The organism is Streptomyces sp. Tek67B01 (genome assembly GCF_055231995.1).
Map to the genome: position 1 here is coordinate 2,429,896 of NZ_JBUYUY010000001.1, position 21,150 is coordinate 2,451,045.

The 21,150-nt window shown below is 72.3% G+C and carries 19 protein-coding genes; 9 read left to right on the forward strand and 10 right to left on the reverse strand.

All coding sequences use genetic code 11. The features are described from left to right. Positions 1-25: 25 nt before the first annotated feature. The 3 genes from ACV7NM_RS10665 to ACV7NM_RS10675 form a co-directional block, all read right to left on the reverse strand. Entirely contained in the window at positions 26-355 is a 330-nt protein-coding gene (locus ACV7NM_RS10665; protein WP_463410082.1) for a DUF3817 domain-containing protein, read from the reverse strand. Positions 356-438: 83 nt separating this feature from the next. Then, positions 439-948, reverse strand: coding sequence for a MarR family winged helix-turn-helix transcriptional regulator (locus tag ACV7NM_RS10670; RefSeq protein WP_463410083.1), 510 nt, complete (start codon positions 946-948; stop codon positions 439-441). 21 nt (positions 949-969) lie between these two features. Beyond that, entirely contained in the window at positions 970-2,220 is a 1,251-nt protein-coding gene (locus ACV7NM_RS10675; RefSeq protein ID WP_463410084.1) for an MFS transporter, read from the reverse strand. Positions 2,221-2,305: 85 nt separating this feature from the next. Between ACV7NM_RS10675 and ACV7NM_RS10680 the strand changes: the two genes are divergently transcribed. Next, positions 2,306-3,292: a DUF5937 family protein gene (locus ACV7NM_RS10680; protein ID WP_463410085.1), complete on the forward strand. Its 987-nt coding sequence runs from the start codon at positions 2,306-2,308 to the stop codon at positions 3,290-3,292. A gap of 98 nt (positions 3,293-3,390) precedes the next feature. Then, complete coding sequence (locus ACV7NM_RS10685; protein ID WP_463410086.1) at positions 3,391-4,458, forward strand: glycoside hydrolase family 6 protein; 1,068 nt, start codon at positions 3,391-3,393, stop codon at positions 4,456-4,458. 64 nt (positions 4,459-4,522) lie between these two features. Here the strand turns inward: ACV7NM_RS10685 and glxA are convergent, their stop codons facing one another. The 4 genes from glxA to ACV7NM_RS10705 all read right to left on the reverse strand — a co-directional run bounded on the left by glxA (position 4,523) and on the right by ACV7NM_RS10705 (position 9,207). Next, positions 4,523-6,532, reverse strand: coding sequence for a radical copper oxidase GlxA (gene glxA / locus ACV7NM_RS10690; RefSeq protein ID WP_463410087.1), 2,010 nt, complete (start codon positions 6,530-6,532; stop codon positions 4,523-4,525). A gap of 3 nt (positions 6,533-6,535) precedes the next feature. Next, positions 6,536-8,323 carry a glycosyltransferase family 2 protein gene (locus ACV7NM_RS10695; protein ID WP_463410088.1) on the reverse strand — a complete coding sequence of 596 codons (1,788 nt, stop codon included), beginning with the start codon at positions 8,321-8,323 and terminating at the stop codon, positions 6,536-6,538. A 249-nt stretch (positions 8,324-8,572) separates the two neighbouring features. Beyond that, a complete protein-coding gene (locus tag ACV7NM_RS10700) occupies positions 8,573-8,869 on the reverse strand; it encodes an MTH1187 family thiamine-binding protein (protein WP_463410089.1) in 297 nt (98 codons plus the stop codon). Further along, positions 8,866-9,207, reverse strand: a complete 342-nt coding sequence (locus tag ACV7NM_RS10705; RefSeq protein ID WP_136215166.1) for a DUF3817 domain-containing protein — start codon at positions 9,205-9,207, stop codon at positions 8,866-8,868. Before ACV7NM_RS10705 ends, ACV7NM_RS10700 begins: the two co-directional genes overlap by 4 nt. A 191-nt stretch (positions 9,208-9,398) precedes the next feature. Here ACV7NM_RS10705 and ACV7NM_RS10710 point away from each other — a divergent pair, with 191 nt between their 5' ends. The 4 genes from ACV7NM_RS10710 to ACV7NM_RS10725 all read left to right on the forward strand — a co-directional run bounded on the left by ACV7NM_RS10710 (position 9,399) and on the right by ACV7NM_RS10725 (position 12,084). Continuing rightward, positions 9,399-10,037: an AIM24 family protein gene (locus ACV7NM_RS10710; RefSeq protein WP_389663062.1), complete on the forward strand. Its 639-nt coding sequence runs from the start codon at positions 9,399-9,401 to the stop codon at positions 10,035-10,037. Continuing rightward, positions 10,037-10,687, forward strand: a complete 651-nt coding sequence (locus ACV7NM_RS10715) for an AIM24 family protein (protein ID WP_030386912.1) — start codon at positions 10,037-10,039, stop codon at positions 10,685-10,687. The genes ACV7NM_RS10710 and ACV7NM_RS10715 overlap by 1 nt, the downstream gene beginning before the upstream one ends. Before the next feature lie 11 nt (positions 10,688-10,698). After that, positions 10,699-11,502: an AIM24 family protein gene (locus ACV7NM_RS10720; protein WP_463413892.1), complete on the forward strand. Its 804-nt coding sequence runs from the start codon at positions 10,699-10,701 to the stop codon at positions 11,500-11,502. A 105-nt stretch (positions 11,503-11,607) separates the two neighbouring features. Then, complete coding sequence (locus tag ACV7NM_RS10725) at positions 11,608-12,084, forward strand: MarR family winged helix-turn-helix transcriptional regulator (RefSeq protein ID WP_136215164.1); 477 nt, start codon at positions 11,608-11,610, stop codon at positions 12,082-12,084. A gap of 71 nt (positions 12,085-12,155) precedes the next feature. Here the strand turns inward: ACV7NM_RS10725 and ACV7NM_RS10730 are convergent, their stop codons facing one another. The 3 genes from ACV7NM_RS10730 to ACV7NM_RS10740 form a co-directional block, all read right to left on the reverse strand. Beyond that, entirely contained in the window at positions 12,156-12,230 is a 75-nt protein-coding gene (locus ACV7NM_RS10730; RefSeq protein ID WP_107089157.1) for a 50S ribosomal protein bL37, read from the reverse strand. Between the two features lie 69 nt (positions 12,231-12,299). After that, positions 12,300-13,286 (reverse strand): methylmalonyl Co-A mutase-associated GTPase MeaB, encoded by a 987-nt coding sequence (meaB, locus tag ACV7NM_RS10735; RefSeq protein WP_463410090.1) that lies wholly within the window; start codon positions 13,284-13,286, stop codon positions 12,300-12,302. Between the two features lie 11 nt (positions 13,287-13,297). Continuing rightward, positions 13,298-14,512, reverse strand: coding sequence for an acetyl-CoA C-acetyltransferase (locus ACV7NM_RS10740; protein WP_463410091.1), 1,215 nt, complete (start codon positions 14,510-14,512; stop codon positions 13,298-13,300). A gap of 137 nt (positions 14,513-14,649) precedes the next feature. Here ACV7NM_RS10740 and mce point away from each other — a divergent pair, with 137 nt between their 5' ends. From mce to ACV7NM_RS10755, 3 genes are all read left to right on the forward strand, one after another. Continuing rightward, positions 14,650-15,078, forward strand: a complete 429-nt coding sequence (gene mce / locus ACV7NM_RS10745; protein ID WP_463410092.1) for a methylmalonyl-CoA epimerase — start codon at positions 14,650-14,652, stop codon at positions 15,076-15,078. A 306-nt stretch (positions 15,079-15,384) separates the two neighbouring features. Further along, positions 15,385-19,920, forward strand: a complete 4,536-nt coding sequence (scy, locus tag ACV7NM_RS10750; RefSeq protein ID WP_463410093.1) for a polarized growth protein Scy — start codon at positions 15,385-15,387, stop codon at positions 19,918-19,920. A 194-nt stretch (positions 19,921-20,114) separates the two neighbouring features. Continuing rightward, positions 20,115-21,053, forward strand: coding sequence for a cellulose-binding protein (locus tag ACV7NM_RS10755; protein ID WP_463410094.1), 939 nt, complete (start codon positions 20,115-20,117; stop codon positions 21,051-21,053). Positions 21,054-21,150 lie beyond the last annotated feature (97 nt).

Consider the following 21,150-nt stretch of genomic DNA (forward strand, 5'->3'; position numbering starts at 1 on the left):
CTAGCCCGTCCTCTTTGGGGACGACCTAGGCGCGGGCCGTGGCCAGACCGTCGGTGACCTGCGGTTCGATCTCCGCGCGGACCTTGCGCTCGACGAAGAACGCGGCCAGCGGGATGGTGCCGCTCGCCAGCACCCAGATCATCTTGCCGAAGGGCCACTTCGCCTTGGAACTCAGATCGAAGGCGAAGACCAGGTAGATCATGAAGAGCACGCCGTGGATCTGGGAGACCACCAGGGTCAGGTCCGCGCCCTTGTCGAATCCGTACTTGAAGATCATGCAGGTGCAGAGCACCAGCAGCATGACGGCAGTGGCGAAGGCCATCACCCGGTACCGGGTCAGCACGCTCTTTTTCATGCCATCGAGACTAGCCGTCCGATATGCGCGATCTTGACGGGGGCCCGGTGCCGGCGCTGTGACACCGCGCACCCCGCGCGCCGTCACTTCGCGTCGAAGTCCCCGGCCGCCACCCGCAGCGGGCGCAGCAGCGCGAAGATCTCGGCGCACTCCTCGGAGTCGTACGCGCCGAGACCGAAGTCGATCTCCATCAGGTCCTGGGTCGCGGCCTCGACGACCTCGCGCCCCTTGTCGGTGATGGACGCGAGCGTGCCGCGGCCGTCGTTCGGGTTCGGGCGCTTGTCCACCAGTCCCGAGCGCACCAGACGGTCGACGGTGTTCGTCACCGAGGTCGGGTGGACCATCAGCCGCTCCCCGATCTTCGACATCGGCAGTTCGCCGGCCTGCGAGAAGGTGAGCAGCACCAGCGCCTCGTAGCGGGCGAAGGTCAGCCCGTACGGCTTCACGACGGCGTCGACCTCGCCGAGCAGGATCTGGTGCGCCCGCATGATCGAGGTGATGGCGGCCATCGAGGGCACCGGGCCCCAGCGCCGCTCCCACAGTTCGTCGGCGCGGGCGATGGGGTCGAAGGGAAGGCTGAGCGGCTTGGACACCCGGCAGACCCTACCGGGCGGTCATTTGACGGTCAGCCCCGTCTCACGCTTCGGCCCCCGCACGGGTTCCACCGTGGCCCGCAGCCGGGCGAGGAGCAGCAGGACGACGACCGTGCCGAGCGCGCCCGAGGCGGTCACGACGAGGTGTACCGGCCAGAACTCGGCGGCGACCCCGGCCAGCGCCATGCCCACGCCCTGGAGGGTCATCAGTCCCGTGCTGAGCAGGGTCATCGCCCGTCCGCGCAGTTCCTCGGGGACGGCGTCGAGGTACATCCGGTCGAGTCCGAGGGTGTACGCGTGCGCCAGCCCGGTGAGCAGCAGCGCCACCAGGACGCCGGGCACGCCCGGCCGCAGGGCGTAGACGAGGAGCGGCAGCATGCCGACGGCCGCCAGCGGGGCCGTGATCCGCGAACGCGTTCGGGCGGTGAGCACGGAACCGGCCCAGAGCTCACCCGCGATGGTGCCGACCGGCAGCGCGCACAGCATCAGGCCGAGCAGCCCCGTGCCGACGCCGATGCCGTCGGCATACGGGGCCAGCAGTGCCTCCGGGACGACCACGAAGACGGGCGGCAGCCAGAACAGCAGGATCAGCAGCCGCCTGCGGCGGTCCCCGAAGACGGCGCCCAGCCCCGCGAGCGGCGTGCCGCGGGCGGTACGCGCGCCCGTGCGGGCGGGCCGGTCCGCCGTGCCGAAGCGCAGCAGCAGCGCGGAGGCCACCAGCCCGGCGGCGGTCAGCGCGAGCGCCCCGCGCGGTGCGAGCACGGTGAGCAGCAGCCCGCCGAGCCCGAAGCCGACGAGTTGGGCGCTCTGGGCGACCATGCGCAGCAGCGAGCGGCCGAGGACGAACGCCTCACCGGGCCCGAGGACATCGGCGAGGGAGGCGTTGCGGGTGCCCTGGAACAGCGGTGCGACGAAGGCCATGGCGCAGCGCAGCACGAGGAGTCCGGCGACGGGGGTCCCCGGCAGGGCCATGGCGGTCGCGCAGGCCGCGCAGACGAGGTCGCAGGTGACGAGCACCCGCCGGGCCGGGTACCGGTCCGCGATCCCGGCGAGCAGGGTCCCGCCCAGGACGTAGGGGAGGAAGCCGAGCGCGAAGGTGAGCGCGCTCATCAGCGGGGAGCCGGTGACACGGTAGACGAGGACGGTCAGCGAGATCTCGGCGACGACGAGGCCGAGCACGGACATCAGGTGCGCGGCGAACACGGCCCGGAACTCCCCGGTCGCGAGGACGGAGCGGTAGCCGGTGGAGCCGGCCTGGTTGACGGGTGCCATACGGCAGACCCTGGCGGAACGGGGCCCGCGCCCCCAATGATTCGGCCCGGCCCGAATCTTGGGGGGCGGACGGGACACTGGGCGGATGGCCTACAGCTTCCGCTTCGCCCCCGTGGACCTGCTGCGCTGCCGCTTCTCCCTCTCCCCCCGCTGGGAGACGCAGGAGGCGGTGCGGGTGCTGCGCGACGCGCGCCGCCAGACGTACCACCTGCCGTGGCTGCGGCGGATCAGGGCGAGCGCGCGGACGCCGGACCTGCGCCCGCTGTGGCTGCTGATGCCCCGCAAGGGGCACCACCCGGACTTCCTCAGCCCGCCGCCGCTCGGACCCTCCGTCACCATCGGGGAGGAACTGGCCCGGGTCCGCGCCGCCGATCCGCAGGCGGCGGGCGATGAGCTCAGGCGCTCCCTCGCCTGCACCCCGGGCGCATCGGAGAGCGAGATGGGGCGGCGGATGCTGGAGGACCCCGCCCGGGCCGTACAAGAGCTCGCCGACCTGCACGAGCAGGCCTGGGAGGCACTGATCGCCCCACACTGGCCGCGCCTGCGGGCCCTGTTGGAAGCCGACATCCTCTTCCACTCGCGGCGGCTGGCGGCGGGTGGCCTGGAGGCGCTGTTCGACGGACTGCATCCCGACCTGAGCTGGTCGCACGACACCCTCACCGTCGAACGCCCGGGGCACCACGAACGCCGCCTGGACGGGCAGGGCCTGCTGCTGATGCCGAGCGCGTTCGTCTGGCCGGAGGTCGTCGGCGGCTACGACCCGCCCTGGCAGCCGACGCTGGTCTACCCGGCGCGCGGGATCGGCGCCCTGTGGACGACCCCGACGGAAGCCACCCCGGGGCCCTTGGTCGCCCTGCTGGGCCGGGCACGGGCCGACATCCTGTGCGCCCTGACCGAGCCCGCCTCGACGACGGCCCTCGCCGCCCGGCTGGGCCTGGCTCCCTCGACGGTCTCCGCCCACCTGGGGACCCTGCGGGCGGCGGGTCTCCTGCTCGCGGCCCGTCACGGCCACCAGGTGCTCTACGAACGCACCCCCCTCGCCATCGCCCTGACGAGCGGCGGCCCGACGTAGGCCCCGGCGGGCCGAAGTGTCGCGGCCCGGCCGTTGTGCCCGTTATGTCACCATGTCCCGGTCCGCTGCCCCACCCTTCGCCCCGAGGAAGCCGCCGGATGCCAGGCCGTCGACGCAGAACCCGCCCCCGCGCCACCGCACTCGGCCTCGGCCTCGCACTCCTCCTGGCCACCGTGCCCGGCTGCGGCGGCGCCCCGAAGACCCGGCCCGAGCCCGCGCCGCCGCGCGGCTCCCGCTCCGGCGCCACACCGTCGGCCACCGCCACGACCACCCCCGCGGGCGACGGCTCGCCGTTCTGGGTCGACCCGCGGAGCGACGCGGCCCGGCAGGTCGCCGCCTGGGAGGCGGCCGGCCGCACCGGCGACGCCCAGGTGCTGCGCCGCATCGCGGACCGGCCCATGGCCCTGTGGGTGCCCGGCGACGACCCCGGTCCCGAGATCCGCCGCACCGCGCAGGGCGCGCACGCCGCCGGGCGGACCCTGCTCCTCACCGCGTACAACATCCCCTACCGGGACTGCGGGCAGCACTCCGCCGGCGGGGCCGCCGACGCCGGCGCCTACCGCGGCTGGATCGGCGCCGTCGCCGACAACATCGGCCGGCAGAAGACGGTGGTCGTCCTGGAGCCGGACGCCGTGCCCCACCTCGTGGACGGCTGCACGCAGGCCGAACGCCGCCAGGAGCGCTTCCAACTGCTCTCCGAGGCCGTCGACCGGCTCAAGCGCAACCGCGGGACGAAGGTCTACCTCGACGCGGGCAACCCGGCCTGGGTCAAGGACACCGGCAAGCTCGTCGACGCCCTGTACCGAGCGGGCCTCGACCGCGCCGACGGCTTCTCCCTCAACGTATCCAACTTCCAGTCGGACGCCGACACCCGGGCGTACGGCGCCGAACTCTCCCGGGCCGCCAAGGGCAAGCACTTCGTCATCGACACCAGCCGCAACGGCGCCGGCCCGCTGCCGGGACACGGGCAGGACGCCTGGTGCAATCCACCTGGCCGCGCCCTCGGCACCCCGCCGACCGACGACACCGGCGACCCGCTCGTGGACGCGTACCTCTGGATCAAGCGGCCCGGCGAGTCCGACGGCCCCTGCCGGGGCGGCCCGCAGGCCGGGCGCTGGTGGCCTGACTACGCCCTGGGCCTCGCGCGCCGCTCGAAGGAGGAGTAGCGGGGCCCGCGGAAGCCGCCCCCCGCCCCGCCGGACCGCCCCCGCCGCCGGGGCCCGTACGGGTTCAGGACTCCGGTTGCGGTCCCTCCGGCTGCCGCTCCACCGGCCTCGCCGGCGGCGCCTTCACCCGGAGCCACTTCGCCACCGACGGCGTCCCGTCCGCGTCCGTCACGAACAGCATGTACCAGCCCGGCGGGACCAGCGTCGGATCGCCCGGCACCTCGACCGTCACCGACCCGGCGGTCTTCGTCAGCCCCAGCTCGACCGACCGCTGCTCGACGTCCGTCGTGTGCGTGACCGCGCTCGGACGCATCAGCCGGGCCCGCCGGACGCGCCGTGTGTCCGTCGCCTTGAAGGTGGCCCGCCCGCCCCACTCCACCTCCTGCGGCCCCGCGCCCAGCACGGGCCGTCGGGCCGGGTCCCGGTACAGGTAGGGCGGGGTGTACACCTCCAGCCGGTGCTCGAACTTGCCCAGCTTGGTGTTGTCCTTGTCGGCGAAGAGCGGGTCGGAACCGAAGGTCGCCACCCGCCCGTCCGGCAGCAGCAGCGCCTCGGAGTGGTAGTTGCGCCCGACCGTCGGATCGGCGGCGGCCACGAACGTGTCGGTGCGCGCGTAGTAGAACTGCGCCTTGTGGATGTCGCTGGCGCTGCGGCCCCGGTAGTCGGCGGAGCCACCCGTCGTGAAGACCGAGTCGTCCGGCAGCAGCACACTGCTCAGGTACCGGGTTCCCCGCGGCAGCCGGGCCGTGGTGCGGAAGACCGGGTTCTCCTCCTTGAGGTCCACGACCGCGGTGCGCCGGGTGGCCAGCCTGGACTCGCCCACCCCGCCCCCGCCGAGCACCATCACCTTCTGGTCCTGGGCCGGCGGCAACAGCACCGAGGAGGAGGTCTCCAACTGGTCCGGGTCCTCCAGCCCTTCCACCTTGGTGAACCGGTTCGTCCTGAGGTCCCACACCCCCGGCTCGCGCCCCTTGTCCTTCGGCCCGTAGCCGGCGTTGGACCCGGTGTAGAGCAGCTTGCCGCCCTGGGTGAGGAAGAGGGCCGGGTAGGTCGGGAAGTAGTGGAACGGCCCCTTGGTCCACTTCTTCGTCCGGGGGTCGTAGTACTCGTTGTCCCCGGGCACGACATCGCCGACGTCGTTGAGGCCGGACACGGCCAGCGCCCGCCCGTCCTCCAGGGTGACCAGGGTCGGGTACCAGCGGGCGTCCTTCATCGGGTCGACGGGGACGTACCGCTCGGCCAGCGGGTCGAACTCGTACGCCGACTTGATGCCCTGGAAGTCCTGCTTGTCGACGCTGAGGCGCTCCGCGAGCCCGTAGACGTTGTCGGCGTCCTTGCCCTTGAGGCCGACCACCTCGTACTGCGCGGCCTCGGTCGTCAGCCCCTGCGCCCCGGCCCGAACCGCCTCGACGAACACCCGCGCCTCGGCGGCGACCACCTTCGTCTTCCAGGGCGTCATCCGCCCGCCCCGCCCGTAGGTGACCTCGAACTCGCGCTTGGCCTTGGGCACGGTGACGTCGAACTTCGCCTGGTACTCGACTCCGGACGGGGACCGGAACCGGGTCCCCTTGCGCAGGGTGACGGCCTTGTCGGGGCTCTCGTTCTTCACCCGCATGCCGCCGCCGGCCCGGGTGACCTTCCCGTCGAGCACCTCGTAGCGGGCGGTCCCGCCGGCGACCAGCAGCCGCCCGTCGGGGAGCTGGGTGTGGCCGGAGCAGAAGAAGTCCTCGGGGGTGGGGATCTTCTTGAAGGTGTTGTCCCTCGGGTCCCACAGGATGGTGTCGAAGGTGCCCTTGTCGAAGTTCTTCTGGTTGTTGCCGGAGCCGGCGATGAGCAGCACCTTGCCGGTGTGCAGCAGCGCCGCGTGCATCGCGTTGATCCGGTACTGCTCGGGCAGGTCGACCAGCGCCCAGGAGCCGTACTGGATGCGGTAGCTGGACTGTCCGATCTTGTACGAGTGGTACGTGTCCTCGGCGAAGGACAGCGCGGCAGGGGCGTTGAGCGCGGCGAGCAGGAGGGCCGCGCCGCTTCCGAGGGCGGTCTTCTTGAAGCTCTTCGAGGGCCGGTAGGCCATGTCTCAATTCCCTCCGGTCGTCGTGGCGAACGCCGGCTCCGGCTCGTCGCCCGGCTCGCCGCCGGCACTGCCGACGGGGCGCCGCTCGCGCAGCCGGGCGCGGTAGCGGGCCCAGCGCTCGCGGCCGAGCGTGGCACCCCATACCAGGAGCGGCGCGAGGGCGACGAGCAGCGCGAGCACGGCCCAGATCCGCATGGCCGCGTGGGTGTGTCCGTAGCGGACGGAGGCCGTCAGCGAGGAGATCAGGACGGCCGCCCAGAACAGGTGGATCCGGAAGGTCGCCATCCGGTCGGGGCTGGCGTCACCGCCCTTGGGGGTGACGACGAACCGGCCCTCGGTGCGCAGGACCGCCGAGCCGAGCGACCTCAGGTAGATGGGAGCGCAGACCGCGGACATGGCCATGCCGGCCAGGCCGCCGGAGCCCGCGGGCTCGTGGGGTGAGACGTTGTGCCGCCGGTTCCACAGGTACAGGCCCACTTGGAGGGCGGCCGTGTCGGTGTAGAGCATCAACCAGACCTCGGAGGACACCTCGATGCCGGAGGCGCCGAACCACAGGAACAGCACGCAGCTGAGGATGCCGAGCAGCCAGTTGACGGCTGTCATGGGGTAGTAGACGAGCATCAGGGTGTAGTTGAGCCGACGTCCCGGGGGCATCTGGAAGAGGCCCTTCCAGTACTGCCGGAAGAGGGTTTCGTAGGTGCCCCGCGACCAGCGCAGTTGCTGGGTGAAGAAATCGGTCCAGGAGGCCGGGCCTTCCCCGACGGCGAGCACGTCGGGGGTGTAGACGGACCGCCAGAACCGGCCGGTGGCGGGGTTGCGCCGGCGGTGCAGCTCGAAGCCGGTGGCCATGTCCTCGGTGATGGAGTCGTAGAGCCCGCCGACCTGACGCAGGGCGCTGACGCGTACCGCGTTGTTGGTGCCGACGAACATGGGGGCGCCGTAGCGGTTGCCGGCGCGCTGGATGAGGGCGTGGAAGAGGTATTGCTGGGACTCGGCGGCCTTCGTGACGGACCCGGTGTAGTTGCCGTACACCTGGGGGCCGACGACGAAGGCGGTGTCGGGGTCGCGGAAGTAGCCGAGCATCCGCTCCAGGTAGTTCGGCAGGGGCACGTGGTCGGTGTCGACGGAGGCGAAGAAGTCGTAGTCCTCGCCGTACCGGCTCAGCCAGGCGTTGTAGTTACCGTGCTTGGTCCTGGCCCGATAGGGGCCCGAGTCGGTGTTCCAGCCGGGGTTCCCCTTGCGGGTGAAGTGGCGTACGCCGAGTTCCGCACAGAGCGCCTTGACCTCGGGGTCGTCGCCCTCGTCCAGCAGCCAGACGTCCAGCGGTCCGTCGTGGCGGACGCGTACCGCGCCGAGGAGGGTGGACCGCACCATCTCCAGCGGTTCCTTGCCGGGCACGTACGTCGTCAGGAACGCGACACGGGTGCCGGGTTCGGGGGGCACCGGGACCGGGTCCCGGGCGACCATCGTGGCGTGGGCGATCGAGACCACGTTGACCAGCGTGAAGAGCATGATCAGCCCGATGGAGCCGAGCATCACGGCGTCCAGGCCGACGAGCCAGCGTTCGCCGCCCTCGCGGACGGTCCAGTGCGTGGGCCAGACGAGGTAGAGCAGCAGCCCGGCGGCGGCCAGCGGCGCGAGCGTCATGAGGGCGATCGCGCGTATTCGCGTCCGGACTTCCTCACGCGACAACAGGGAGCGGTACCTCACCCGGTAGGCGGTGGGGTCCGGCTCCGCGAACGGGCCGGCGAGGCGGCTGTGGGTCTCGTAGTCGAAGCCTTCCGGCCGCACGGTCCCTCCAGTGCTCGGTGCCGATGTCTCGACATGCCGATGTCTCGACGCGGTTGATATCACCACAAAAGGTGACGAACGCCTGGTGTGTCGAACGGGGCTCCGCCGACGGGGCGGTTCTGCCGCGGGCGGCCGGCTCAGGGCCGTACGGGGGACGCGCGGGCGACACGGGGCCGGCCCGACGGCATGCGAACGCCCCCGGCCGGTGGGCCGGGGGCGTGGTCGCGGGCAGGGGGGAAGGAGGCGGGATCAGCCCTCGGCGAGGTGCCGTTCGACCGTCTCCACCTTCGAGGTCATACCGTCCGTCACCCCGGGACGGACGTCTGCCTTCAGGACGAGGGAGACCCGTGGCGCGCGCGCCTCCACGGCCGCGACCGCCCGCTTGACCACGTCCATCACCTCGTCCCACTCGCCCTCGACGGTGGTGAACATGGCGTCGGTACGGTTCGGCAGACCGGACTCCCGTACGACGCGGACCGCGTCGGCGACGTACTCGCCGACGTCCTCCCCCACGCCCAGCGGCGTCACCGAGAACGCGACGATCATGCCTTCGCCGCCTCGCGCGCACGGGCCGCTAGCACGGTTCGGGCCTCGTCGCGCTTGAGCACCCGGTCACCGTAGAGGCCGCCGAAGGGCACCAGGGCCAGCAGGAAGAACAGCGCGACCTTCTTGGCCGGCCACTTGGCCCGGTTCCACACGTCCAGCAGGAAGATCACGTACAGGACGAAGAGGATGCCGTGCAGGGCCCCGAGCGGCATCACCAGGTTGATGTCCGAGATCCGGCTGAGCAGCGAGCCGAAGATCAGCAGGGCCGGGAACGACAGCGCCTCCGGTACGGAGACGAGGCGCAGCCGGTGGAGGGCGGAGGCGGTCTTGATGTCCACGAGGAACCTTCGGGGGGTCGAGGCCATGGTCCGAACCAGTGTCTCAGCCGCACGGGGAGATCTTGACCGGGCCCCCGGGCTCCTCGGGAAACGGGCCCGGACCCGGAAATAGGGCCGGAGAACGGCCCGGTGTGGCGGATATCGGCCCGGGCGCCCTGTTCGGCCCGGCCCGCTGCGGATACCTTCTCCCCGTGGCTCAGTTCCGACTCCAAGGCAGCAAGGTGCTCGCCGTCGACCTGACCGGGGACGCCGTGAAAGCGAAGAACGGCTCCATGGTCGCGTACGACGGTCAGATGGCCTTCAAGAAGATGACCGGCGGCGGTGAAGGCCTGCGCGGCATGGTGACCCGCCGGCTGACCGGCGAACAGATGACCGTGATGGAGGTGCAGGGGCACGGCACCTGCTTCTTCGCCGACCGCGCGAGCGAGATCAACCTCGTCAACCTGCGCGGCGAGAAGCTCCACGTCGAGGCCAGCAACCTGCTGTGCACCGACGCCGGGCTGCGCACCGGCACCACCTTCACCGGCCTGCGCGGCGGGGCGACGGGCAACGGCCTGTTCACCACCACCGTCGAGGGCTCCGGCCAGGCGGCGATCATGTCCGACGGCCCGGCGGTGGTGCTGCGCGTCAGCGGCCAGTACCCGCTCTCCGTGGACCCGGGGGCGTACATCGCGCACACCGGCGACCTCCGGCAGTCGTTCCAGTCGGGGATCAACTTCCGCACGCTGATCGGCGAGGGCTCGGGCGAGTCCTTCCAGATCCGCTTCGAGGGCGAGGGCCTGGTGTACGTGCAGCCCAGCGAGCGCAACACCATCGGCGGTGACCTCTGATGCCGTTCCGCGAGATCAACTCGAAGATGGTCGAGGCGCAGGTCGTACCGGGCCAGAAGATGTACAGCCAGCGCGGGGCGATGCTCGCCTACCGCGGTGAGGTGTCCTTCACCCCGAGCCTGACCGGCGGCCAGGGCGGGGTCATGGGCATGATCGGGCGCCGGGTGGCGAACGAGCAGACCCCGCTGATGACGGTCGAGGGCAGCGGCACCGTGATGTTCGGCCACGGCGGCCACCACATCCAGGTGATCAACCTGTCCGGCGAGACCCTGTACGTGGAGGCGGACCGGCTGCTCGCCTTCGACGGGACCCTCCAGCAGGGCACCATGTTCATGGGGTCGCAGGGCGGCGTCATGGGCATGGTGCGCGGCCAGGTGACCGGGCAGGGCCTGTTCACCACCACCCTCAAGGGCCACGGCTCGGTCGCCGTGATGGCCCACGGCGGAGTCATCGAACTTCCCATCACGCCCCAACGGCCGATCCACGTGGACCCGCAGGCCTACGTCGCCCACCACGGGGACGTGCGCAACAAGCTGTCCACGGCGCTCGGCTGGCGGGACATGGTCGGACGCGGCTCGGGGGAGGCGTTCCAGCTGGAGCTGTCCGGCCAGGGCGCGGTATACGTACAGGCTTCGGAGGAGAAACTGTGAGCTTCGGCCCCGTGACCGGCGGCCCCGGCGGCCCGACGGTCTTCGACCCGTACACCCTGCCCAGCGACGACAACGTGAACGCGTACACCTTCTGCGTGGAGCTCAAGGGGAGCCAGTGGTTCCTGCAAAAGGGCAAGATGATCTCCTACTACGGGAGCATCGAGTTCACCGGCGTCGGCAACGGCCGCTTCGACCGGCTGCTGCGCACGAGCTTCCACTCGCCCATGCACGCGAGCGACTGGGTGGTGGCCGAGGGCCAGGGCAAGATGTTGCTGGCCGACCGGGCGTTCGACGTGAACTCCTACGACCTGGACGACGGGAACCTGACGATCCGGTCGGGGAACCTGCTGGCCTTCCAGCCCACCCTCGCGCTCAAGCAGTCGATCGTCCCCGGCTTCCTGACCCTGATCGGGACGGGGAAGTTCGTGGCGGCGTCCAACGGGCCGGTGGTGTTCATGGAGCCGCCGCTGCGCGTGGACCCGCAGGCGCTGGTGGGGTGGGCGGACTGCCCCTCGCCGTGCCACCACTACGACCACCGGTACATGTCGGGGGTGATCGGGGGTCTGCGCTCGCTGACGGGCATCGGAGGCTCCTCGGGAGAGGAGCACCAGTTCGAGTTCGTCGGGGCCGGGACGGTGCTGCTGCAATCCTCGGAGACGCTGATGGCGGAGCAGGCGATCGGGACGGTGGGCACCGGCGCCGCCGGCGACCAGAACCACGGGGTACCGGGCGCGGGCCAGGGGCCGCTGGGACAATTGGGCGTGCCGCGGATGCCGGGACAGCTGGGTGATCTGCAACGGCGCCTCGGACTGTGACGGTCCCGGGGCACCTCCCGACGGAGCCGACCGGGACCGTCTTCCACGATCGTCCTATTTTTGTACGTAATTCAACTTCTTAGGTAGAGTTCAGTCATGGAGACCATGGAGACCGAGACGGCCACGCGCTGGCTTACCGACGCCGAGCAGTGCGCCTGGCGCACCCACCTGGACGTCAGCAGACTGCTGATGCACCAGCTGGAAAAGGATCTCCAGCCCTTCGGACTCACCAACAACGACTACGAGATCCTCGTGAACCTCTCGGAGTCGGAGCACCACCGGATGCGGATGAGCGACCTCGCGACCGCCACCCTCCAGTCGAAGAGCCGGCTCTCCCACCAGATCACCCGAATGGAGGCGGCCGGCCTGGTCACCCGGGTGAACTGCGAGTCCGACCGTCGCGGCCTGTACGCGGTGCTCACCGACGAGGGCATGGAGACCATGCGCAAGGTCGCCCCGCACCACGTGGCGTCCGTACGGCAGCACTTCATCGACCTGCTCAGCCCGCAGGACCTGGCGGCGCTGCGCGCCTCCCTGGGGCCGGTGGCCGACCACCTGCGCGACCAGCGCGGCAAGGTCTGAGCGGTCCGACGCCGGAGCCGCGCCCCCCGTACGGCGGGGGCGCGGCTCTCGTGCGTTCGCGGGCGGACCGGTCAGGCGTTGGGACGCTTGCCGTGGTTCGCCTTCTTCTTCCTGCGGGCCCGCTTCTTGTTGCCGCGCTTGGCCATGAGCCACTCCCTTCGCGGGGCACCCCGAAACCGCCGGGGCGCCTTCGAGGCATACCGGACGCCGCCAGCTTAGGGGCGCGGCGGGTCCGGCGCCTCCGCTTCGGTGAGGGTGGCCAGCAGGGCGTCGGAGGCCGCGTACGGGTCCAGCTCGCCCGCGGCGACCTTCGCCGCGAGGCTCCCGAGGTGCGCGTCGCCGTGCAGGTCCGCCATGCGGGCCCGCAGGGCCGTCACCGCGATGGTCTCCACCTCCCGCGCGGCGCGGGCGGCCCGGCGCTCGGCCAGCACCCCCCGCTCGTCCATCCACGCCCGGTGCTTCTCCAGCACCTCGACCAGCTCGTCGATGCCCTGACCCCGGGCGGCGACCGTCTTGACGATCGGCGGGCGCCAGTCGCCCGGCCCGCGGGACTCCCCCAGACCGAGCATGTGGTTCAGCTCCCGGGCGGTCGCGTCGGCGCCGTCCCGGTCCGCCTTGTTCACCACGTACACGTCGCCGATCTCCAGGATGCCCGCCTTCGCGGCCTGGATGCCGTCGCCCATGCCCGGCGCCAGCAGCACCACCGACGTGTCCGCCTGCGAGGCGATCTCCACCTCCGACTGCCCGACCCCGACCGTCTCGACCAGGATCACCTCGCAGCCGGCAGCGTCCAGTACGCGGATCGCCTGCGGCGCCGCCCAGGCGAGACCGCCCAGGTGCCCGCGCGTGGCCATGGACCGGATGTAGACCCCCGGGTCGGAGGCGTGGTCCGACATGCGCACCCGGTCGCCGAGCAGGGCGCCCCCGCTGAACGGCGAGGACGGGTCCACCGCGAGCACTCCGACCCGCTTGCCGGCCTTGCGGTACGCCGACACCAGGGCCGACGTGGACGTGGACTTGCCCACGCCCGGGGAGCCCGTCAGGCCCACCACGTACGCCCCGCCCGTGAGCGGGGCCAGGGCCGCCATCACCTCGCGCAGGTGCGGGGACGCCCCCTCGACCAGGGAGATCAGCCGGGCCACGGCCCGCGGACGGCCTTCTCGGGCCTGGGCCACCAGCGTGGGGACGTCCACCGTAGTCATCCTCGCGGTACCTACGCCTTCGTGCCGTTGCCGGGCACGCGGACGATCAGGGCGTCACCCTGACCACCGCCGCCGCACAGGGCCGCCGCGCCCACCCCGCCGCCGCGCCGGGCGAGCTCCAGGGCCAGGTGCAGCACCACGCGGGCGCCGGACATGCCGATCGGGTGCCCCAGGGCGATGGCGCCGCCGTTCACGTTCACCTTTTCCGGGGTCACGCCGAGGTCCTTCATTGACTGCACGGCGACCGCCGCGAACGCCTCGTTGATCTCGATCAGATCGAGGTCGGCGACCTCCAGGCCCTCCTTCTTCAGGGCGTGCAGGATGGCGTTCGAGGGCTGCGACTGGAGCGAGTTGTCCGGTCCGGCCACATTGCCGTGGGCGCCGATCTCGGCGATCCACTCCAGGCCCAGCTCCTCGGCCTTGGCCTTGCTCATCACGACCACGGCGGCGGCGCCGTCGCTGATCTGCGAGGAGGTTCCGGCGGTGATGGTGCCGTCCTTGGCGAACGCGGGGCGCAGCTTGCCGAGGGACTCGGTGGTGGTCTCGGGGCGGATGCCCTCGTCCTGCGCGAAGATCACCGGGTCGCCCTTGCGCTGCGGGATCTCGACCGGGGTGATCTCGGCCTCGAAGACGCCGTTCTTCTGTGCGGCCGCGGCCCGCTGGTGGGAGGCGGCGGCGAACTCGTCCTGCGAGGCGCGCTCGATGCCCAGGCGGGTGTTGTGCTTCTCGGTGGACTCGCCCATCGCGATGTTCTCGAACGCGTCGGTGAGGCCGTCGTAGGCCATCGCGTCGAGCATCTCGATGGCGCCGTACTTGAATCCCTCGCGGGACTTCGGCAGCAGGTGCGGGGCGTTGGTCATCGACTCCTGGCCGCCGGCGACCACGATGTCGAACTCCCCGGCGCGGATCAGCTGGTCCGCGAGGGCGATGGCGTCGAGGCCCGAGAGACAGACCTTGTTGATCGTGAGCGCGGGCACGTTCATGGGGATGCCGGCCTTGACGGCGGCCTGACGGGCGGGAATCTGGCCCGCGCCGGCCTGGAGCACCTGGCCCATGATCACGTACTGGACCTGGTCGCCCGAGATCCCGGCCCGTTCCAGCGCGGACTTGATGGCGAAGCCGCCGAGGTCGGCGCCGGAGAAGGACTTCAGCGAGCCGAGCAGACGCCCCATGGGCGTGCGGGCCCCGGCGACGATCACGGAAGTGGTGTTGTTCGTTCCGGACATGAGGCACAGCCCCTTGGATGAGAGGAGTGAACGAGGGTTTACCCGAATGTACTGAGCGGTACCCGCCCCGTCACCGGGCTGTCGGTGTGATCGCTGGCACGTTGCGTGACCACCCTCCTCAGCTGTGCACTGTTCCCATGCTGACAAGAATCGACCACATCGGGATCGCCTGCTTCGACCTCGACAAGACCGTCGAGTTCTACCGTGCCACGTACGGCTTCGAGGTGTTCCACACCGAGGTCAACGAGGAGCAGGGTGTGCGCGAGGCCATGCTCAAGATCAACGAGACCTCGGACGGCGGGGCCTCCTACCTCCAGCTCCTGGAGCCCACCCGCGAGGACTCGGCGGTCGGCAAGTGGCTGGCCAAGAACGGCGAGGGCGTCCACCACATCGCCTTCGGCACCGCCGACGTCGACGGCGACTCCGAGGCCATCCGCGGCAAGGGCGTCCGCGTCCTCTACGAGGAGCCCCGCATCGGCTCGATGGGATCCCGGATCACCTTCCTGCACCCCAAGGACTGCCACGGCGTACTCACCGAACTGGTCACCTCCGCACCCGACCACTGACGGGCCGCAGCGGTGCGCCCGGCGCGGCGCGGCGCCTCCCGCGACGCGCACCGGGTCGGCTTCCGGGCGACCCCGCACCCCTCGGCTCGGACCGGGGCGTTCGGGGTCTTCGCCCTGACGGCCGGGCCATGGGGCAGGCCACAGGTAGAGTGGCCATGGCTCGGCCGGGGTTCGGTGCGGAGACGGGGTCGGGGCCTGTGACCCCTGCCCCGGTATCTGACACCATTCCCCGGGGGCGTCGTTCAGCGGGCGAGCGATGCTCAATTGGGAGTGAGCTTGCGACCAGGGGACGGATGGGACCGCGCTGTGCGGGGCTACGAAAGCCAGGAGAGCCATCAGGCCGAGGCCGACCATCTCTCGCGCTTCGAGGCCGAGATGGAGCGGCTGAAGAAGGAGCGCGGGAAGGCCGTCCAGCACGCCGAAGACCTGGGATACCAGGTCGAGGTGCTGCGCGCCAAGCTCCATGAGGTACGCCGCAATCTCGCGTCCCGCCCCGCCTACGACGGCGCGGACATGGGTTACCAGGCGGAGCAGCTGCTCCGCAACGCCCAGATCCAGGCCGACCAGATGCGCTCCGACGCCGAGCGCGAACTGCGCGACGCCCGGGCGCAGACCCAGCGCATCCTCCAGGAGCACGCCGAGCACCAGGCGCGCCTCCAGGCCGAACTGCACGCCGAGGCCGTCAACCGGCGCCAGCGGCTGGACCAGGAACTCAACGAGCGCCGCCAGACCGTCGAGGCGCACGTCAACGAGAACGTCGCCTGGGCGGAACAGCTGCGCGCGCGCACCGAGTCCCAGGCCCGCCGGCTCATGGACGAGTCCCGCGCCGAGGCCGAGCAGACCCTGAACACCGCGCGCGCCGAGGCCGCCCGGCACGCCGCCGAGGCCACCCGCCGGCTCGCCGCCGAGGCCGAGGCCACCCGCGCCGAGGCCGAGGCGACGCTGCTGCGCGCCCGCAAGGAGGCGGAGCGGCTGCTGGCCGCCGCCTCCGCCCAGGCGCAGGAGGCCACCGAGCACGCGGAGCGGCTGCGTACGAGCACCACCGCCGAGGCCGAGCAGACCCGGCAGCAGACCCTCGACCTGGGCCGGGTCGCCGAGTCCCGGGTCCAGGAGGCCGACAACGCGCTGCGCACCGCGCGCGCCGAGGCCGAGAAGGTGCTCGCGGAGGCCAAGGAGAGCGCCGCCCGGCAGCTCGCGTCGGCGGAGTCGGTCAACGAGCAGCGCACCCGCACCGCCAAGGAGCAGGTCGCCCGCTTGGTCGGCGAGGCTTCCAAGGAGGCCGAGGTCCTCAAGGCCGAGGCCGAGCAGGCCCTCGCCGATGCCCGCGCGGAGGCGGAGCGGCTGCGCACCGAGGCCGGCGCGCAGGCCCGTACGGCCGCCTCCGAGGAGATGGCGGCGCAACTGGCGAAGGCGGCCCGCACCGCCGAGGAGGTACTGGACAAGGCCTCGCAGGACGCCCGGGCCACCACCCGCGCCGCGTCCGAGGAGGCAGAGCGCATCCGTCGCGAGGCCGAGGCGGAGGCGGAGCGGCTGCGCGCCCAGGCCGCGGCCACGGCCGATGAGCTCAAGGGCGCCGCGAAGGACGACACCGAGGAGTACCGGGCCCGGACGGTCGAACTCCAGGAGGAGGCCCGGCGGCTGCGCGGCGAGGCCGAGCAGTTGCGCGCGGAGGCCGTCGCCGAGGGCGAGCGCATCCGCGGCGAGGCGCGCCGCGAGGCGGTTCAGCAGATCGAGGAGGCGGCCCGCACCGCCGAGGGACTGCTGGGCAAGGCCAAGGCGGACGCGGACGAGTTGCGCGGCGGGGCCGCCACCGAGAGCGAGCGGGTCCGCGCGGAGGCCGTGGAACGGGCCGGCACCCTGCGCAAGCAGGCCGAGGAGACCCTGGAGCGGACCCGCGCCGAGGCCGAACGACTGCGCGCCGAAGCCGAGGAGCAGGCCGAGTCCGTACGCGCCGAGGCGGAGGCCGCGGCCCTGGCCCGGCGCGAGGAGACCGAGCAGACCCTCGCCGCGAAGCGGGCGGAGGCCGACGAGGAACTGGTCCGGCTGCACTCGGACGCGGAGAACCGGCTGACCACGGCCGAGGCGACGCTGCGTGACGCCCGCACGGCGGCGGAGAACATCCGTCGGGAGACGACGGAGGAGACCGAACGGCTGCGCGCCGAGTCGGCGGAGCGGATCCGGACCCTGCGCACGCAGTCGGAGGCGGAGGCCGAGCAACTGCGCACGGAGGCCGCCCAGGACGCCGGCCGGGTCCGGGCGGAGGCGGAGCAGGTCGCGGTACGGCTGCGCGGCGAGGCCGAGGCCGAGGCCGAGCGGGTGCGCATGGAGGCGCAGGAGACCGCGGACCGGCTGCGCGCGGAGGCGAAGGCCGCCGCCGAGCGGGTCTCCGAGGAGGCCGCCGAGGCGCTGTCGGCCGCCGCGGAGGAAGCGGCCCGCCGCCGCCGGGAGGCGGAGGAGACCCTCGCGTCGGCCCGTACGGACGCGGACAACGAGCGGGCCCAGGCCCGCGAGCAGAGCGAGGAGTTGCTGGCGCAGGCCCGCAAGCGCTCGGAGGAGGCGCAGGCCGAGGCGGCCCGGCTCACCGAAGAGGCGGAGCGGCGCGCGTCGGAACTGGTGGCGGCGGCGGAGGCCACCGCGCAGCAGGTCCGGGACGCCGTGGCCGGGTTGCACGAGCAGGCCGAGGAGGAGATCGCCGGGCTGCGCAGCGCGGCCGAGCACGCGGCGGAGCGGACCAAGACGGAGTCGGAGGCCGAGGCCGACCGCATCCGCGCCGACGCCCGCGCGGAGCGGGAGCGGGCCGCGGAGGACGCTGCCCGGGTCCGCGGCGAAGCCCGGGTGGAGACGGACGCGGCGAGGGCACTGGCCGAGCGCACGGTGGGCGAGGCGATCGCCGAGGCCGAGCAGTTGCGCGCCGACACCGCCGAGTACGCGCAGCGGGTGCGCACGGAGGCGACGGACGCGCTGGCCGCCTCCGAGCGCGACGCGGCCCGGACCCGGGCGGACGCCCGGGACGACGCGAACCGCATCCGCGGCGAGGCGGCGGAGTCCCTGGAGGCGTCGCGCGCCGAGGGCGCCCGGCTCGTCGCGGAGGCGACCGCGGAGGCCGAGCGGCTCACCGAGGAGACCCTCGCGGCCAACTCGGCGACGGTCGCGGAGGCGACGGCGGAAGCGGAGCGGCTGCGCGCCGAGGCCGAGGAGGAGGCGGAGCGGACCCGCGCCGAGGCGGCGGGCACGCTGGACGAGGCGCGGGTGGAGGCCGGCCGGCTGCGTACCGAGGCCGCGGAGCAGGCGGACCGGCTCATCACCGAGGCGATCTCCGAGGCGGAGCGGCTCACGGAGGAGACGCGCGCGGCCACCGAGGCCGCGCTCGCCGAGGCGACGGCGAAGGCCGAGCGGCTCACCACGCGGGCGGCCGACACCCTGGCCGCGGCCGAACGGGACGCCGCGCGCGTCCTGGTCGACGCCCGCACCGAGGGCGACCGGCTGGTCGAGGAGACCCGCGCCGCCAACGAGGCCACGGTCGGCGAGGCCGCGGCGGAAGCGGAACGGCTGCGCACGGACGCGGCGCGGACGCTGGACGAGGCGCGCGCGGAGGGCGGCCGGGTCATCGGCGAGGCCACCGCGGAGGCCGAGCGGGTCACGGCCGCGGCGGCGGAGACGCTGGCGAGCGCCGAGCGGGAATCCGAGCGGCTGCTGGACGAGGCCCGCGAGGAGGCGGGCAGGCGTCGCACCGAGGCCGCGGAGCAGGTGGACCGGCTCATCACCGAGGCGGCGGCGGAAGCCGACAAGCTCACCGAGCAGACCCGCAAGGACAACGAGCGCACGGTCGGCGAGGCCGCGGCCGAGGCCGAACGGCTGCGCGCCGAGGCCACCGAGGCGCTGTCCTCGGCGCAGGAGCACGCGGCCCGCACCCGGTCGGAGGCCGAACGCGTCAAGGCGAGTGCGGCGACCGAGGCGGAGCGCGTGCGTTCCGAGGCCCGGGCGGAGTCGGAGCGGCTGCTCGACGAGGCCCGCGAGGAGGCGAACAAGCGTCGCACCGAGGCCGCCGAGCAGGTGGACCGGCTCATCACCGAGGCGGCGGCGGAAGCCGACAAGCTCACCGCCGACGCGCGGAAGCAGGCCTTGGCGGCGACCACGGCGGCCGAGGAACAGGCCGACGCGATGGTCGACGCGGCCCGCAAGGAGGCGGCGCGGATCGGCTCGGAGGCGACCGTCGAGGGCAACTCCCTTGTGGAGAAGGCCCGTACGGACGCCGACGAGCTGCTCGTCGGGGCGCGTACGGACGCCGCCGCCATAAGGGAGCGGGCGGAGGAGCTGCGTGCCCGCGTCGAGTCCGAGGTGGAGGAGCTGCACGAGCGGGCCCGCCGGGAGTCGGCCGAGCAGATGAAGTCGGCCGGTGAGCGCGTGGACAAGCTGGTGCGCGCGGCGACGGAGCAGAGCGTCGAGGCCGAGACGAAGGCCAAGACGATGCTGTCCGACGCGAGCAGTGAGGCGAGCAAGGTCCGCATCGCGGCCGTCCGCAAGGCGGAAACGCTGCTCAAGGAGGCCGAGCAGAAGAAGGCCGACCTGGCGCGCCAGGCGGAGCAGGCGCTCGCGGAGGCGAAGGCCGAGGCGGAGCGGCTCGTCGATGAGGGCCGTCGTGAGCTGGAAGTCCTCGTGCGCAGGCGGGAGGACATTCAGGCGGAGATCTCCCGTGTCCAGGACGTTCTTGAGGCGTTGGAATCATTCGAGGCGCCTTCGGGCGGCGGAAAGCCGGCGGTCGGCGGTCAGGGCGCGGGGGGTGTGAAGGCCGGAGCGGCGGCGGGTTCCACTCGTTCGGGTGGTAAGTCGTCAGAGGGCTAGTCAGTGTGAGGGAATGTGTGCCCCTGATGAAGGTTCACCCGAAGGAGTGACAAGCATTCTGCCGCCTTGCCACTCAAAAGGGGTGTCATTGTCCAGATCAAACGTGGATTGACTCGATGACACGCCGCTTGGGCGCCTAGGATTCCCCTAACACCTCACGTAGCACCTCATCGGTCTCATTCGACAGGAACCCCATGAGCGACACTTCCTCCCCCTTCGGCTTCGAGCTCGTGCGGCGTGGTTACGACCGTGGTCAGGTGGACGACCGCATCACCAAGCTGGTCTCCGACCGCGACAGCGCCCTAGGACGTATCAACTCTCTGGAAAAGCGGATCGAGGAGCTGCACCTCGAGACGCAGAACGCCCAGGCCCAGGTGAGCGACGCCGAGCCGTCGTACGCGGGTCTCGGCGCCCGGGTCGAGAAGATCCTGCGCCTGGCCGAGGAGGAGGCGAAGGACCTGCGCGAGGAGGCCCGTCGCGCGGCCGAGCAGCACCGTGAGCTGGCCGAGTCCGCCGCCCAGCAGGTGCGCAACGACGCCGAGTCGTTCGCCGCCGACCGCAAGTCGAAGGCGGAGGACGAGGGCGTCCGCATCGTCGAGAAGGCCAAGGGCGACGCCTCGACGCTGCGTGCCGAGGCCCAGAAGGACGCGGCGTCCAAGCGCGAGGAGGCGGACGCGCTCTTCGAGGAGACCCGCGCGAAGGCCGCCCAGGCCGCCGCCGACTTCGAGACCAACCTGGCCAAGCGGCGCGAGCAGTCCGAGCGCGACCTGGCCTCCCGTCAGGCCAAGGCCGAGAAGCGGCTCGCGGAGATCGAGCACCGCGCGGAGCAGCTGCGCCTGGAGGCCGAGAAGCTCCGTACGGACGCCGAGCGCCGCGCCCGTCAGACCGTGGAGACCGCGCAGCGCCAGGCCGAGGACATCGTGGCCGACGCCAACGCCAAGGCCGACCGGATCCGCAGCGAGTCCGAGCGCGAGCTGGCGGCGCTCACCAACCGCCGCGACTCCATCAACGCCCAGCTGACCAACGTCCGCGAGATGCTGGCGACGCTGACCGGTGCCGCCGTCGCCGCCGCCGGCTCCCCGATCGACGACGAGCCCGTCACCCGCGGCGTCCCGGCGCAGCAGACCCGCTGAACGCCCGTTTCGGCGTCCGGCGCGTACACCCCCGATATTCGCCGGTAGGACCGAGGCGCGCGCCGCGTGCACAACGAGGGCCCTGTGTCACCTTTCG

Coding starts and splice junctions, on each gene's coding strand:
- ACV7NM_RS10755 (WP_463410094.1), top strand. CDS start 20,115: ATGAGCGACACTTCCTCCCCCTTCGGCTTCGAGCTCGTGCGGCGTGGT.
- ACV7NM_RS10725 (WP_136215164.1), top strand. CDS start 11,608: ATGGAGACCGAGACGGCCACGCGCTGGCTTACCGACGCCGAGCAGTGC.
- ACV7NM_RS10715 (WP_030386912.1), top strand. CDS start 10,037: ATGCCGTTCCGCGAGATCAACTCGAAGATGGTCGAGGCGCAGGTCGTA.
- glxA (WP_463410087.1), bottom strand. CDS start 6,532: ATGGCCTACCGGCCCTCGAAGAGCTTCAAGAAGACCGCCCTCGGAAGC.
- ACV7NM_RS10665 (WP_463410082.1), bottom strand. CDS start 355: ATGAAAAAGAGCGTGCTGACCCGGTACCGGGTGATGGCCTTCGCCACT.
- meaB (WP_463410090.1), bottom strand. CDS start 13,286: ATGACTACGGTGGACGTCCCCACGCTGGTGGCCCAGGCCCGAGAAGGC.
- mce (WP_463410092.1), top strand. CDS start 14,650: ATGCTGACAAGAATCGACCACATCGGGATCGCCTGCTTCGACCTCGAC.
- ACV7NM_RS10700 (WP_463410089.1), bottom strand. CDS start 8,869: ATGATCGTCGCGTTCTCGGTGACGCCGCTGGGCGTGGGGGAGGACGTC.
- ACV7NM_RS10675 (WP_463410084.1), bottom strand. CDS start 2,220: ATGGCACCCGTCAACCAGGCCGGCTCCACCGGCTACCGCTCCGTCCTC.
- ACV7NM_RS10740 (WP_463410091.1), bottom strand. CDS start 14,512: ATGTCCGGAACGAACAACACCACTTCCGTGATCGTCGCCGGGGCCCGC.
- ACV7NM_RS10685 (WP_463410086.1), top strand. CDS start 3,391: ATGCCAGGCCGTCGACGCAGAACCCGCCCCCGCGCCACCGCACTCGGC.
- ACV7NM_RS10680 (WP_463410085.1), top strand. CDS start 2,306: ATGGCCTACAGCTTCCGCTTCGCCCCCGTGGACCTGCTGCGCTGCCGC.